The organism is Dehalogenimonas sp. 4OHTPN, from assembly GCF_040448695.1.
Taxonomy (GTDB): Bacteria; Chloroflexota; Dehalococcoidia; order Dehalococcoidales; family Dehalococcoidaceae; genus Dehalogenimonas.
In genome coordinates this window covers 745,625-759,724 of sequence record NZ_CP159307.1, presented here as the reverse complement: position 1 = coordinate 759,724, position 14,100 = coordinate 745,625, and the positions used below count along the sequence as shown (strand labels likewise).

Here is a 14,100-nt window from a genome sequence, read left to right as displayed (position 1 = left end):
TGCCAGTCATCTGCCGGAATACTCATCGTCCGCCGGCACTTCCGCCCCGCCGTCATCGGTGTCCTCGCCCAGGGCTTCTTTGACCTCGTCAGCGAGGCGCGCCGCCCGGGGATAGCCGATGTGGAGCTTGCGCTGTAAGAACGACGCCGAGATGGTGCCCGTTTCCTCAGCCAGCTGCATGGCATTATCGAACAGGCTGTCGCGCTGCTGCTTGCCGGTGATGCCGGGCATCGGAGCCTGAGCCGCGGAGAGTTCCTCCACCCTGAGCATCGGCGCCTGGGCCTCCGGGTGCTGCCCGTTCCAGAAATAGACCATGCGTTCCGTCTCCAGGTCGGAGACATAGCAGCCCTGCAGTCTCTTAGGCTTGGCGGCGTCAGTGGGCATATACAGCATGTCGCCGCGGCCGAGCAGCTTCTCAGCGCCGACGGAATCAAGAATGGTGCGGGAATCCACCTGGGAGGTCACGGCAAAGGAAATGCGGGTGGGGAAGTTGGCTTTGATGAGGCCGGTGATGACGTCCACTGATGGCCGCTGGGTGGCGACGACGAGGTGAATGCCCACGGCGCGGGCCATCTGCGCCAGCCGGCAGAGCAGGTGTTCCACGTCATCGAAGCCGGCCATCATCAGATCCGCCAGTTCGTCAATGACCAGGATGAGATAAGGCATTTTCTCTATGCCCGTCTTCTTGTTGTAAGCGTCGATGTTGCGGGCGGTGACCTCGGCCATCCGCTTATAGCGCCGGTCCATTTCCCCGGCCAGCCACTTGAGGGCGCCGATGGCTTTGTCGACATCGACGATGACCGGCGCCGCCAGGTGGGGCATCGAGTTATACGGCGTGAGTTCGACCCGCTTGGGGTCAATCATGATGAAGCGCACCTCGTTGGGGGTATTGTTCATCAGGATGCAGCAGATGAGGGCATTAAGGCATACCGTCTTGCCGGAGCCGGTGGCGCCGGCAATGAGCAGGTGCGGCATTTTGGCCAGATCGCCGACCACCGCTTCGCCGCCGGCCCCTTTGCCCAGAGCCACCGCCAGCGGCGCTTTCGCCTTGAGCTTCTGGAAAGCGGTGGTTTCCATGACGGTGCGCATGCTCACCGAGCCCAGCATGGTATTGGGGACTTCAATGCCGACCAGCGACTTGCCGGGGATGGGCGCCTCGATGCGGATCGACGGCGCGGCCAGCGCCAAAGCCAGGTCGTTGGCCAGGCTGGAGATGCGGTCAACTTTGACCCGCGTCCGCCCTGTTTCCACCTGCTTGCTGACGACGTTGCCGTCTTTATCTTTTTCCTTGAGTTCCTTGACCCGGCGGTCCCAGCCGGGTTCGACGCCGAACTGGGTGACCGTCGGTCCGGCGTTGATCTGGACCACGCTGCCCTCGACGCCGTAGGATGCCAGGGCATCCTCGATCATCCGGGCCCGCTGCTGGTTGTCGGCCTCGCCGTACTCGATTTCAGGGGTGTAATCCAGAATATCCATCGGCGGCAGCCGCCAGCCGTCGGTCATTAAAAGGGCGGCCGTTTCGCCGTACTTGCGCCAGACGTCCTGGGCGACCTGCTTCAGGTCGCGCGGTTCCCCCGCTTTTTCGCTCTTGACTTCATCCTTGACCGCGCCGGAGGCCGGGCCTTTATCCTCGGCGCCGACCAGCGTCGAGGCCGGGATGGCCGTTTCCGCTTTCGCCGGGGCTGGATCGGGTACAGTCCGGTCAACTACTGAGGCGGGACGGAGAGGGCGGCCGCCGGCCGGCGGCGGGTTGAGCTGGAAGCCTTCCGGCATCGGCCGGTCTCTGTCAACGCGGAACGGGCGGCTGAGCGCGGCGCTCAGTCGCTTCACCGCTTTCCAGGCCGGCGCCGGGACAAGTAAAATCAAAGCGAGCAGAAACAGGACGAGCACCCGGAAAACGCCGCCGGCGCCGGTATCGGAGCCGATGATGGATAGGCCGATGGCTCCGCCCGCCCCGGCCAGGCCGAGCAGTCCCCAGACGGCGGTAATGAGGACGGCGGCCCCCAGCCAGCGGTACCAATAAATGAAAGTCGTCTTCCTGGCGAAGGCGATGACGGTTTCGCGTTTGAACACCGCCAGAGCCAGACCGATGCCCAAAAGTACCAGCAGCAGCCCCCAGCCGAAAACCGCCGCCGTGCCGGAGAAGACCTGGTTGATCAGGGTATCGATGCGGTCCCGCTGCCAGATGATCAAACCGATGACGCCGGCAACAGCCGCCGCCCTGAACAGCCATCCCAGGTTCAGCTTTTTGGGCGGGGCCTGCCGGCCGGCGTGCCGTTTGTTGGCATGCGCTGGTTTAGAGGAGGCGCGGCCCCCGGTCCGGGCGGATTTCTTAGCTTTGCCGTTCCTGGAATTTGACATATGTGTTCTACAAGACCAGAGTTTATCAGGCGCCGCTGCCGATGTAAAGAGTACCAAATTACCGGTTTCGGCGCTCCGGGCTATTTTCGTGCGCCGCCCGCCCGGGATGAAGTGACCAGCCGGTAGCCCTGGTGAACCATGAACAGCCCGACCAGCGACAGGGCCATCCTCAGGGCGAAGTCTTCGCTGGCGAAGGCGAGGTACCCGGCGTCAATGACGATGCTGGCCAGCAGCACCGCCCCGGCGACGCCGATAACCAGACCCGCGAGCGTTTTTAACACGCGTCTTCTCCTAAACCGTCACCAGCACCGGCAGCACCATCGGCCGCCGCCGGGTCCGGTCGTAATAGAACTTGGACAGCAGGTCGCGCACCCGGTTGCTGATGACTGTCGAGTCCGAAATACGCTGCTTTTCTTCCTCAAACAGCCGGGTGACGATATCCCGGCTCTCTTCCATCAGCGCCCGGCCGGCTTCGGGATCAACGAAGCCGCGGGAGACGATATCCGGCCGCACCGCCAGGTGGCCGGTCGAAGCGTCCATGGTGACGATGGCCACCACGATGCCGTCCTGCGACAGCATCTTGCGGTTGCGCAGGACGACGCCGTTGATATCGCCCACCGACACGCCGTCGACATAGACGTTGGAGGCTGGGACGTGGCCGGTCACCTTGCCGCCGCCCAGCGCCAGTTCAAGAATATCGCCGTCTTCCAGAATGAAAACGTTTTCTTCCGGCACCCCCATGTCCCGCGCCAGCTGGGCGTGGAGCTTTAAATGGCGGTACTCGCCGTGCACCGGCACGAAGTATTGGGGCCGGATGAGGCTTTGCAGCAGCCGCAGTTCCTCCTGGGAAGCGTGGCCGTGGACATGGACCTTGGCTATCCGGTCATAAAAAACCTGGGCCCCCTGCCGGAACAGGCTGTCGATCGTTTTGGAGACCACCGACTCGTTGCCGGGGATGGGCGAGGCGGAGATGATGACCGTGTCGCCCTGCTTGATCTGCACCTCGCGGTGCTCCCGGTTGGCGATGCGGACCAGGGCAGAGGTCGGCTCGCCCTGGGAGCCGGTGGTAATGAGCGCCACCCGGTTGGCCGGGAGGCGGTGCATCTCAGTAAGCTCGCCGATGAGGCCGTCCGCCGCCTTGAGATAGCCCATCTTGAGCGCCATTTTGACGATCTCGTTCATACCGCGACCGGCGATGAAGACCTTGCGGTTGAACCGGGCGGCGGCGTCCATGACCTGCTGGATGCGCGCCACCAGCGAGGCGAAGGTGGTGACGATCACCCGGCCCGGCGCGGCGGACATGATATTGGAGATGGTCTCGCCGACCACCTTCTCCGACGGGGTATAGCCCGCCAGTTCAACGTGGGTGGAGTCGGCCATCAGGAGCAGCACCCCCTCGGCCCCAACCTGCGCCAGCCGTGAAAGGTCAGACGGGCGGCAGTCTACCGGGGTGTAGTCCAGCTTGAAATCGCCGGAGTGGACGATGGTGCCTACCGGGGTGCGGATGATCAGCCCGGCGGCGTCGGGGATGGAATGGCACATGGCCACGAACTCGATATTGAACTGCCCCAGCTGGAAGCTGCCGCCGGGGCGGACCTCATGAATCCGGGTGTTGTGCACCCGGGATTCCTTGAGCTTGACCGAAATCAGGCCGTGGGGCAGCGGGGCGCAGTAAATGGGCACGTCGAGCTGGGGCAGGACATATGCCAGGGCGCCGATATGGTCTTCATGGCCGTGGGTAATGATGATGCCGCGGACCTTGTCCTTGCGCTCGACGAGGTAGGTGACGTCAGGGATGACCAGGTCGATGCCCGGCATGTCCTCTTCCGGGAACATCAATCCGCAGTCGATGACGATGATGTCATCGGCGTACTCGATGACCATCATGTTCTTACCGATTTCCCCCAGGCCGCCAAGCGGAATAATCCTGATCTTGGAACCCGGCCCGCGGCGCGGCGGCTGGGCGGCCTGCGGGGCGCGGCACTGGGCGTTAGAAGCCGAAGAGCTTGAGCTGGCTGTGGGTTTCCGCCGGCGCCGGCTGGATCTGGGCGGCTGGGGCTGCTGGTCGTTCACTTTTTCTTATATCCTCGAGTATTTTCGGCAGTTTGAGCATGTCCGCTTCGATGACCGAGCGCAGCGATCCCTGGTGGAGCGCCGCCGCCGGGTGGTACATGGCAAAGCAGGTGTAGTCTCCGCATTTTTCAGCCTGGCCGTGGATCCTGGAAATGGTGGCCCCAGGGAAAAAGCGTCCCATGGAGAACCGGCCGAGGGTGACGATCACTTTGGGCTTGATAATCTCAAGCTGCCGGTCCAGCCATGGCTTGCAGGCCAGGATCTCTTCCGGCAGCGGGTCGCGGTTGCCCGGCGGCCGTGATTTGACGATATTGGTGATATAAACGTCCGGCCGCTTCAGGCCGATGGATTCTATAAGCTGGGTCAGAAACTGGCCCGCCGCGCCGCAGAACGGTTTGCCAGTCTGGTCTTCGTTGAAACCCGGTCCTTCGCCGATGAACATGATCTCGGCATTGGGGTTGCCTTCGCCGGGCACGGCATAGGTGCGGCCGGCGGCCAGGGCACAGCGCTTGCAGCCGGCGATTTCGCGGGCCAGGGCTTCCAGGGCAGCGGCATCAGCCATGAGTTATTCGTTGAAGCGTCATTCAAAGGCATATTAACACCGGAGTGGGGCGGAGTCAATCGGATGAGTGCCGTCATCGCAGCCGAGCGCTACTCGACTGTTATCTCCAGCCCGTACAGCAGATTCATCGCCTCCGGCAGGGAAAACTTGGCGCCTTTAAGGTTGTTGTGGTAGGCGCTGATGGCATAGTTTTTGGCGCCCCGGAAGTCCGCGCCGGCCAAATTGGTCTTGAAAAAACGGCTGTTTTCAAAGTCGGTGCCGGTGAATACGCCGCTGCTTAAGTCCGCTTCGATAAACGCGGCTTCTTTAGCCTCGCACTTCTCTATGCGGATACCGGGAACCGCCAGCAGCTTGAAATTGGAGTAATTGATTTTGCAGCCGATGAATTCCAGTTCCTCGATGGCCTCGGCCAGCGTCCAGTCCATGCCCACCACCTGGGAATTGACGAACTTGACCCCGGTAAACCGTGAATTCGGGGGTTTGACGGCAATCAGCCGGCATTCAATGAAGCGGCAGTCAATGAATTTGCAGCCGTCCAGCCTGACCTCGATGAAGCTGCACTTCCGGAATTCACAGCCTTCGTATTGCCTGCCCCGCAGCGTTTGCTGCGACATGACCAGGCTGTCGAATGTTTCGCCGCTGTAAGAAATCCGCGGTTGAGTCACGGGCGCATTATACTCCAGGGGAGCGCCGCTCTCCACGCCCGGTTGATTGAACCGCGGAACACATCGCCTTATAATCCGCTGGGATGTTTAGCTAGAGGAGTCGCCGGCCGGTATCACCATGCGCAAGCTTCTTTTGCTGCAGCCGCCGTCCCTGACCAGGGTTCACCGGGGCCTCTACAATCTTGCCGCCCTGGCGACTTATGTCGAAGGTATTTGCGATGTCCGCGTCCACGATTCAACGGAGGCCGCGTTGGAAAGCTGCCTCATTGATTTTCAGCCGGACATCGTGGGCATCACTTCGTATACCGTTACCTACAGCGAAAGCATCGAGCAAATGCGGATCGTTAAAGATGTACTGCCCCAAGCTATACGGCTTATCGGCGGTTCTCATATCAGCTGCCTACCTGAAAGCCTTGACCCGGTATTCGATGCCGGGGTTGTCGGCGACGGGGAAGAAACTCTCAAAGAGATCATCGAGCGGGGAAGCCGGGACACGCTGGGCTCTATCCGCGGCTTGTGCTGCCGAAAAGACGAACGTGTCATCATAAACCCGAGGCCCCCGGTAGATCTGGGCACGCTGCCCGTCCCCAAGCTCCATGTCTACGCGCCGCATGTATATGAAAGCGGCTGTGTCGGCTTTATAACTTCCCGCGGCTGCCCGTTTCACTGCGCTTTCTGCTACAACCCGGCAATGCAGAACCGGCTGCGGAACTACCCGGTGCCGTGGGTCGCCGACCAGTTTGAATATGCCTTGAATGTCCTGGGCGCGGGCTACTTGATGATGCTGGATGATACGGTGAGCCTGAGCGCCGAAAGGTTGAGGGCTGTCCGCGCCGAATTGGACCGCCGCCGCTTGGGCCCCTTCCAGGCGGCGGTCAATATCCGCAGTTCGACCGTAAACGACGGTCTTTGCCGTGCGTTGAAGGATCTGAATGTCGTCAGCTGGAACTGCGGTTTCGAATCCGGCTCGGACCGGGTTCTCAAGCGGATCAAAGGCCGCTCAGCGAGCGTCGAGAAGCATCATGAACTGGTGCGCCAGGCTGACCGCTACAATGTCGCTCTGAACGGCTCGTTCATGTTCGGCGCCCCCGGCGAGACGAGGTCCGATATGGACAGTACCCTGTTGTTCATGGCGTACCTGTCGGCGGAAAAAAAGGCCGGGCGTTACCGCGGCGGATTCTGGTCGTTCTGCGCCACACCGTTTCCGGGTACGGAATGGTGGCAAACCGCGTTAAGCCTCGGTAAAGTCGGCATTCCCATGGACTGGAGCAAGCTGGATATCAAATCTTTCGACCACCATCTGCTGCTCGACGCGTCCGTCTCCGATGAAGCATGGCAGGGAATTATAGCTCGCGCCGCCGCCGTCGCTCAGGAATCCAACAGTTACGCCTGGTCGCCAGGCTAGATTTTTTCCGCTTCTATAAGGTCGACGGAATACACGTAAGCCATGGTGTCCTGCGCCTGAATGCGCCACTCGATGCCGCTTTTTTCACTCAGAATCCGGTAGCGGAAACCGCACCAGGGCAGTGCGCTGCCGGTCAATAAATCGAGGACGAAAGCGTGGGGCGTCTGTTCCGGGGTTTCCAGCCATCCTTTGCTGATGCTTTCAGTCCAGGTATAAGGAGAACTGAGCAGCAGCCGGCCGCCCGCCTTCAGAGCCGCGTCCATTTGGCCCAAAGCCAGAAGCGGCTGCGCCACGGAATCGATGACATTCAGGGCGCTGACCGAATCGAAAGTCTCCATCAGGAACGGCGGATTATGAATATCGGCCAGGACAAAAATTACATTTTCCGGCGGAACAAATTTGGATTCAACCTCTGTGTCGGCCATTGCCCGGTGCTTTTTGCGGTAATTCGCCCGGCCTTTGCGCTGGATGGCGGCGGCCGCCTCCAGGTAGCCGGCGTTGGCGTCCAATCCGACAGCGAAGGCTGTATGGCGGGCAGATTCAAAGGTATTGCGCCCTACGCCGCACCCGGCGTCGAGATGGACCCCATTATGAGGCGCCGTTATTGGTATCTGGTCCCAATAGCTCTCGTTGGTGCCGCCGTAATGGGAATCGAGGTACTGGTTAAGCTGGATTTCCGGGGAAGCCATGCCCTCAAAAAACCTCGGCACGCCGTTCGTGATCGGGTAAAGGGTGCCGCAATTGGGACATTCCAGACTGCCGGAGATAATGTATGACCCTTCGGTTTTATCAGGCAGGCAGGTGAGGCGGTGCTGGACTATCCGGTCGTCCGCCTGGCGGCATGACGTACAGTAAAGCCCGATCCTCTCAAGCGCCTCCGCCAGCATTCTAACTTTCTGATGCCATGAAATAACCGGTTTCTCTTCTTCTTCACCCGGAACCGGCGGTGACTACTTGCCCTGTCCCGCCGCAGTGCCGGGTCTCGGCCCCGAGCCGGACCGCCCTCCGTCCATTGATCGTCACGTTGGAATCGGGACCGGCGCTGGTAATTTCGTATGTGTTGGGTCCGCAGCAGGCGGCATGGACGCCCCGGTCGCCTACCCGGGCTGCCGGTCGGCCGTTGATCAGGACGTTGGGACTGCCGCTGATAATCGGCCCAATCGTCGGATGAGGGCAGGCGGGGCAGCCATGCGCATCCGCAGGGCATTGAGCCTTATCCCCTATCGCCGCATATCCTGCGGATGACACGGCGTTGACGTTGATGGATTTCTCGTATTTTTTTCCGCCGACTTCAATAGACACTGTGAGCCGGTTGGAGCCGGCGGAGTTGAAAGTCGGGCGGGTGGTGGCGCCGATTTCCGGACTGAAGGACGCGGTACCGCTCCACCTCACATTCTGGGACATATCAGTGCCGTTGACCGAACAGGTGGCACCGAAACTCCAGCCGCTGATGAACACGTTTTCACTCCGGCCGGCCGGGTATCTTATCGCCAGTTTAACCGGCCCGTTGACATCCTCATCTTCATCGTCGTCGCTACTCAAGGCTTCGCGGATTTTCTCGAGTATCTCATCAAGCGTCATGTCATCGCTGAACCCCGCGCAACCGCTCAGCGTTATTCCCAGAGTTGACACCATCGATAAAACCAGAAATCTCCTGCGGTCCATCTCAGTCATATCGTTTTTCCTTTTCGTTAATTACGCGGATCGTATGAACTATTCGGGGGTGACGAATTTCAGCCACGGGCTGATGCTGGCCAGCGGCCGATCCATATCGAAATTGACCTTCCCCTGGCTGATGGTCATGCTCCGGATGTTGTAGCCTTCAGACGTCAGGCTGTTGCCGATGCCGTTAAGTATTGAGTCGGTATTGCTCTCAACCCAGCCGAGCGGGACGCTGATGCGGCCGATTTCCAGCTTCTCCAGGTCAGAGGTGACCACGTTGTTGGAAATGCTGAGGGTTCCCGCGGCGTAGACATTCACCCATTTGGCGGTCTTGACGATCCCCATGACGGTGTCGACGATGCCGCCGGACACCCCGTAGTCTTCCAGTATCTCCTGCAGCCCGGCGACATCCAGCACCCCGGATACCTCTACCTGTCCGCCGTCGCCGAACTTAACCTGGACAAATTTGACCGGGAAATCCGGGATGTCGCCGAGCGACAGCATTGAGGAAGCCTGTTCGTTGGTCAGGCTGCCGGTAACTCTGGTGTATATCAGGGGGTTTTTAATGATCGCCTCAAGCTCTGAGGTGGTCAGCGGCTTTCGCAGCGCCGCCAAGCCGTCCGCGGCGCTCTCGGTACTGATTTCCACCCCCAGGTCTCTGGGAGTGTTCGTCCCGAGCAGCTTTGAGGCGATAGGCACATTACCCAGGAAATAACCCGCGGCAAAGAAGACTATCAGGAGAAAAGTCAGTAACACGCCGAGCCGGAACAGCCATTTATTTTTCATTAGCGGCACCCTCTTCTATCGCTGCGGTTCCAGGTGAAAATCATGTTTCGACGATGATATATTGACTCCAATAAGCTGTCAATATACTTTTGATATTAATTTGTAAACGTTATGCTGTCACGTTTTCATTATGAAATTGCTCCGGAATAGAAACGCAGAATTTTCAACCCAAAAACGACAAAACACGCTTGACAATTGCAGGAACACCTGTGCTATAATACCCGGGCTGTGATAAGAACCGATGTTCCGCCGTGCTCCGCCATAGAGACAGAAGCGTCCGCTAACGCCTGGCGTCCATGTCAATCACAAGACAGGACGTTGCGGACCCTTCCGGTTTTGTTTTCAAACCGGACGATTTTCGTTTCCCCCGTTCAGCCCATCGCCGGTTTTCGGTTTCGTTTCCCGAAAATACATTCTTTTTCGCGATGAACAAATACAAATCCCCTGTCAGCCGGCGACACCGAAAAGTATGACGCCCGCCGCCCGACTTGCTATAATGACCTTTGCTCCCCGCCCGCCGAGGGGCAGGGCATTTTGAAAGGAAAAATGTGACCAGACTGCGTTTTGACGACCCCGATATTTACCACGCCATCGCCGCCGAAGATACCCGCCAGCAGGAAACTATAAACCTCATCGCCTCAGAAAACTATGCCTCCAGGGCTATTCTCCAGGCTCAGGGCTCGTCCCTGACCAACAAATACGCCGAGGGCTATCCCGGCCGGCGTTACTACGGCGGCTGCCACAACATGGACACCATCGAGACCATCGCCATCGAACGGGCCAAAGAGCTGTTCAAGGCGGATCATGCCAACGTCCAGCCCCACTCCGGCGCCCAGGCCAACATGGCGGCTTACTTCGCCCTGATCAAGCCCGGCGATACCATCATGGGCATGAGCCTGTCCCACGGCGGCCACCTGACCCACGGCGCCAAGGCCAACTTCACCGGTAAAATGTACAACGTGGTGGCTTACGGCCTGGATCAGGCGACGGAGCGCATAGACTACGCCGGCATGGAGAAACTGGCTGATGAAGCGCAGCCCAAGATCATCATGGCCGGTGCCTCGGCTTATCCCCGGATCATCGACTTCGAGCGCATCAGGCACACCTGCGACCGCGTCGGCGCCAAAATGGTGGTGGACATCGCCCACATCGCCGGTCTGGTAGCGGCCGGCGTCCATCCGTCGCCGGTGCCTTACGCCGATATCGTCACCTCAACGACCCACAAGACCCTCCGCGGCCCGCGCGGCGGATTCATCCTGTGCAAGCAGGAATACGCCCACGCCATTGATTCGGCGGTCTTCCCCGGCGTCCAGGGCGGACCGCTGATGCACGTCCTGGCCGGCAAGGCTGTCGCCTTCCGCGAAGCCGCGACGCTGGAGTTCGCCCAGTACGCCAGGCAGGTAGTGGCCAACACCGCCATATTGGGGCGGGAGCTGGAAAAATTCGGCTTCCGGCTGGTATCCGGGGGCACCGACAACCACCTGGTGCTGCTCGACCTCACCGCGACCGGAGTCAACGGCAAGGACGCCGAGGAGGCGCTGGGTCGCTGCAATATCGTGGTCAACCGCAACACGGTCCCGTTCATCGTCAACCAGAAGGCCACCGCGCCTGCCGGCATGCGGCTGGGGACGGCTGCGGTCACCACTCGCGGCTTCGGCAAGGTGGAAATGGTCAGAATCGCCTCCTGGATCAATGAAGTCATCAGTAATTTCGGCAACTTGGAAATCGAGGAACGCATCGCTGCCGAAGTTAAAACCATGACCGCCGGATTCCCGGTTCCCGGTATCACCGATTAGCCAGAAAGAGGAACGCCATGGATGAATTGAAGGTCTTCACCGGCAATGCCCACCCGGCGCTGGCTAAGGCCGTCGTTGAGTACCTGGGCATTCCGCTGGGCGGCAGCCAGGTGTTCCAGTTCTCCAACGAGAACATCTTCGTCAAAATCCTGGACAACGTGCGCAACCGCGATACTTTCATCGTCCAGCCGTTTTCGACTCCGGTCAACCAGAGCATCCTGGAACTCTTGATCATGATCGACGCCTTAAAACGCGCCTCAGCCGGCCGGATCACCGCCGTCATCCCTTACTACGCGTACGGCCGCACCGATAAAAAAGACCAGCCCCGCGTGCCAATCACAGCCCGCCTGCTGGCAGACCTGCTGACTGTAGCCGGCGCCAACCGCGTTCTCACCGTGGACCTGCACGCCGCCCAGATCCAGGGCTTTTTCAACATCCCGGTCGATGAACTGTCGGCCATCAACCTGCTGACCGGCTACATCAGAAAGAAAGAGTTGGCCAATCTGGTGGTGGTAGCCACCGATATCGGCATTTCCAAACGGGCTCGCGACTTCGCCGCCAAGCTGAACGCGCCGCTGGCCATCATTGAAAAACGCCGCGTCGGCAACGAGGACAAGACAGAGACGCTAAACATCATCGGTGAAGTTAAAGGCCGGATCGCCTTGACCATTGACGACGAGATCGACACCGCCGGCTCCCTGGTCAATTCTGTTAAGACCCTGCTCGAAGCCGGCGCCACCGAGGTCTATGCCTGCTGCACCCACCCTATCCTCTCAGGGCCGGCCATCAAGCGGATTGAAGCCTCGGCGGTCAGGGAAGTAATCGTCACCGATACGGTGCCGGTGCCGCCCGAGAAACGAACCAGTAAAATTATCGTTCTTCCCGTTGCGCCCCTGCTGGGAGAGGCCATCCACCGCATTCACACCGGACTTTCGGTCGGCGCTATGTTCCAGCAGGAATGACAATGAAAGCCTGATGAGCTACGTCGAGGAACATGTTACGGATTCACCGAATCCGGGTTCTTCCGAAGATACCCCAGTCCGAGCATCTTTGACCGATTTTTCGAGGGCGGCTTTCAGTAACCTTTAAGCGCGCTTGAAATGCCGTTCCAGCGCCGCCGAATCCAGTTTGAGCAGGGTTGGGCGGCCGTGGGGGCAGGTGTTGGGAACTTTAGCCTTCTCCAGATCGAGCAGCAACCCCCGGATCTCATCAATGGAGAGTGTCTTGCCCGCCCGCACCGCCGAATGACAGGCGATGAGTTCGGCCAACCGTTCCTCGCCACGAGAGACGGACTCCGGCGAGTTCAGGAATTCATGCAAGGCTGTTCGCCAGTCGCCGCCGGACAGGGCGTGTGGTATGGCGCGGATTAGGATATTGCGGCCGCCGAAAGCTTCGGTCACGAAGCCACAATCGGAAAGTACTGGCGTCAGTACCGGATAGCGGCCGGCTTCGGCCGAGGAAAGCTCGACATTCTGCGGCTCCAATAGGGCTTGCGACGACGGCGAGCGGTTTGCCCGTTCCGCCAGTACCTTTTCATACATGATTCGTTCATGGGCGGCGTGCTGGTCAATGATATACAGCCCGTCCGGGCCTTCGGCCAGGATATAGCAGCCTGCCAACTGTCCCAGCGGGCGCAGCGCCGGCAGAGTCTGTGAAAAGATTGGTCCCGACTCCGATGATAACGCCCTCGCCCGGGTGAAAAAATCATCCGCCGAGGGTGACGGCCTGAAAACTCCCGGTCGGTAGATCGCCACGGGTTCACCGGCAGCGGGAGTTTGCTGCGCCTCGATAGCCGGCACAGGAGATCCGCCGAGCAGCGCATCCCGCACCGTCCGCCGCACGAAGTTGAAGACCGTGCCGTCCTCTCGGAACTTGATCTCGGTCTTGGCGGGATGAATGTTGATATCGATGTCAGACGGCGGCAGCACGAGATTGACGACCGCCACGGGATACCGTCCGACGGTAAGCAAACCGCGGTAAGCCTCTTCGACCGCCCTGGACAACATGCTGTTCCTGACCCAGCGCCGGTTGACGAAAAAGAACATCCCGCTGCGATTGGCGCGGGAAACGTCCGGGGGAGAAAACAGACCTCCGACCGTAAAGGAGCCCTCGGCTGCGGCGGCTTCAATCATCCGGGCAGCGATGCCGCCACCGAGGACTTCAGCGGCGACATCGCGCAGCTGGCCGCTGCCCGGCGTTGACAGGATTTCCCGACCGTCGACAGAAAGGCGGAACTTTATGCCGGGGTAAGCCATGGCGTAGTTGGAAACCGTGTTCACGATATGACCGGTCTCGGTAGCGTCGGATTTGAGGAATTTGAGACGGGCGGGCACCTCTTTGAAAAGATGCGTGACGGAGATGGTGGTGCCGCAAGCCCGGGCGGCAGGTACGATTTTTTCCTGGTGACCAGCGCGCAATGTCAAACGACTGCCTGCAAACGCTCCGGAGATGGCGCTGGTGACCTCAACGTCGGCTACGGCAGCGATCGAAGCCAGCGCCTCGCCGCGAAACCCCAGGGTCTCAAGCCTCGAGAGATCATCGAAAGTTACGATTTTGGATGTGGCGTGACGAGTGAAAGCCAATGGCAGCTCGTCTGCCGGTATGCCGCAGCCGTCGTCGGCTACCCTGATCAACCCGGCGCCGCCGCCCCTGATTTCGATCTCGATGCGCCGGGCGCCGGCGTCGAGGGCGTTCTCCAGCAGTTCCTTGACCGCCGAGGTCGGCCGCTCAACCACCTCGCCGGCGGCAATCCTGGCCACGGTCCGGGGGTCGAGAAGGCGGATGGGCATT

At 60.2% G+C, this 14,100-nt stretch carries 12 protein-coding genes; 3 read left to right on the top strand and 9 right to left on the bottom strand.

Going from position 1 to position 14,100, the window contains the following annotated elements:
- Window positions 1-6: 6 nt before the first annotated feature.
- From ABV300_RS04055 to ABV300_RS04035, 5 genes are all read right to left on the bottom strand, one after another.
- Window positions 7-2,361 (bottom strand): DNA translocase FtsK, encoded by a 2,355-nt coding sequence (locus ABV300_RS04055; RefSeq protein ID WP_353715248.1) that lies wholly within the window; start codon window positions 2,359-2,361, stop codon window positions 7-9.
- An 80-nt stretch (window positions 2,362-2,441) separates the two neighbouring features.
- Window positions 2,442-2,642, bottom strand: coding sequence for a hypothetical protein (locus tag ABV300_RS04050; protein WP_353715247.1), 201 nt, complete (start codon window positions 2,640-2,642; stop codon window positions 2,442-2,444).
- 10 nt (window positions 2,643-2,652) lie between these two features.
- Complete coding sequence (locus ABV300_RS04045) at window positions 2,653-4,293, bottom strand: ribonuclease J (RefSeq protein ID WP_353715353.1); 1,641 nt, start codon at window positions 4,291-4,293, stop codon at window positions 2,653-2,655.
- Between the two features lie 58 nt (window positions 4,294-4,351).
- Complete coding sequence (locus ABV300_RS04040; RefSeq protein WP_353715246.1) at window positions 4,352-4,996, bottom strand: uracil-DNA glycosylase; 645 nt, start codon at window positions 4,994-4,996, stop codon at window positions 4,352-4,354.
- An 89-nt stretch (window positions 4,997-5,085) separates the two neighbouring features.
- Entirely contained in the window at window positions 5,086-5,661 is a 576-nt protein-coding gene (locus ABV300_RS04035; protein ID WP_353715245.1) for a pentapeptide repeat-containing protein, read from the bottom strand.
- A 118-nt stretch (window positions 5,662-5,779) separates the two neighbouring features.
- Here ABV300_RS04035 and ABV300_RS04030 point away from each other — a divergent pair, with 118 nt between their 5' ends.
- Window positions 5,780-7,066, top strand: a complete 1,287-nt coding sequence (locus ABV300_RS04030; protein WP_353715244.1) for a radical SAM protein — start codon at window positions 5,780-5,782, stop codon at window positions 7,064-7,066.
- Here the strand turns inward: ABV300_RS04030 and ABV300_RS04025 are convergent.
- The 3 genes from ABV300_RS04025 to ABV300_RS04015 are packed head-to-tail and all read right to left on the bottom strand — an operon-like array spanning window position 7,063 to window position 9,514.
- The gene (locus tag ABV300_RS04025; protein ID WP_353715243.1) at window positions 7,063-7,953 is read right to left on the bottom strand and encodes a methyltransferase domain-containing protein; all 891 of its coding nucleotides are present in this window, start codon (window positions 7,951-7,953) and stop codon (window positions 7,063-7,065) included. The genes ABV300_RS04030 and ABV300_RS04025 overlap by 4 nt on opposite strands.
- 43 nt (window positions 7,954-7,996) lie before the next feature.
- Window positions 7,997-8,740, bottom strand: a complete 744-nt coding sequence (locus ABV300_RS04020; protein ID WP_353715242.1) for a PAAR domain-containing protein — start codon at window positions 8,738-8,740, stop codon at window positions 7,997-7,999.
- A 39-nt stretch (window positions 8,741-8,779) separates the two neighbouring features.
- Window positions 8,780-9,514, bottom strand: a complete 735-nt coding sequence (locus ABV300_RS04015; RefSeq protein WP_353715241.1) for a hypothetical protein — start codon at window positions 9,512-9,514, stop codon at window positions 8,780-8,782.
- Between the two features lie 548 nt (window positions 9,515-10,062).
- Here ABV300_RS04015 and glyA point away from each other — a divergent pair.
- Both glyA and ABV300_RS04005 read left to right on the top strand, forming a co-directional pair.
- A complete protein-coding gene (glyA, locus tag ABV300_RS04010; RefSeq protein WP_353715240.1) occupies window positions 10,063-11,310 on the top strand; it encodes a serine hydroxymethyltransferase in 1,248 nt (415 codons plus the stop codon).
- Between the two features lie 17 nt (window positions 11,311-11,327).
- Window positions 11,328-12,272 carry a ribose-phosphate pyrophosphokinase gene (locus ABV300_RS04005; RefSeq protein ID WP_353715239.1) on the top strand — a complete coding sequence of 315 codons (945 nt, stop codon included), beginning with the start codon at window positions 11,328-11,330 and terminating at the stop codon, window positions 12,270-12,272.
- Window positions 12,273-12,395: 123 nt separating this feature from the next.
- On the opposite strand, the gene mutL is transcribed toward ABV300_RS04005, so the two are convergent.
- The gene (mutL, locus tag ABV300_RS04000) at window positions 12,396-14,099 is read right to left on the bottom strand and encodes a DNA mismatch repair endonuclease MutL (protein ID WP_353715238.1); all 1,704 of its coding nucleotides are present in this window, start codon (window positions 14,097-14,099) and stop codon (window positions 12,396-12,398) included.
- Between the last annotated feature and the right edge of the window lies 1 nt (window position 14,100).

What these genes read in the sequence shown, in the direction of transcription:
- ABV300_RS04025 (WP_353715243.1), bottom strand. Translation starts at nt 7,953, where the DNA reads ATGCTGGCGGAGGCGCTTGAGAGGATCGGGCTTTACTGTACGTCATGC.
- ABV300_RS04040 (WP_353715246.1), bottom strand. Translation starts at nt 4,996, where the DNA reads ATGGCTGATGCCGCTGCCCTGGAAGCCCTGGCCCGCGAAATCGCCGGC.
- ABV300_RS04015 (WP_353715241.1), bottom strand. Translation starts at nt 9,514, where the DNA reads ATGAAAAATAAATGGCTGTTCCGGCTCGGCGTGTTACTGACTTTTCTC.
- ABV300_RS04020 (WP_353715242.1), bottom strand. Translation starts at nt 8,740, where the DNA reads ATGACTGAGATGGACCGCAGGAGATTTCTGGTTTTATCGATGGTGTCA.
- ABV300_RS04005 (WP_353715239.1), top strand. Translation starts at nt 11,328, where the DNA reads ATGGATGAATTGAAGGTCTTCACCGGCAATGCCCACCCGGCGCTGGCT.
- ABV300_RS04030 (WP_353715244.1), top strand. Translation starts at nt 5,780, where the DNA reads ATGCGCAAGCTTCTTTTGCTGCAGCCGCCGTCCCTGACCAGGGTTCAC.
- ABV300_RS04055 (WP_353715248.1), bottom strand. Translation starts at nt 2,361, where the DNA reads ATGTCAAATTCCAGGAACGGCAAAGCTAAGAAATCCGCCCGGACCGGG.
- mutL (WP_353715238.1), bottom strand. Translation starts at nt 14,099, where the DNA reads ATGCCCATCCGCCTTCTCGACCCCCGGACCGTGGCCAGGATTGCCGCC.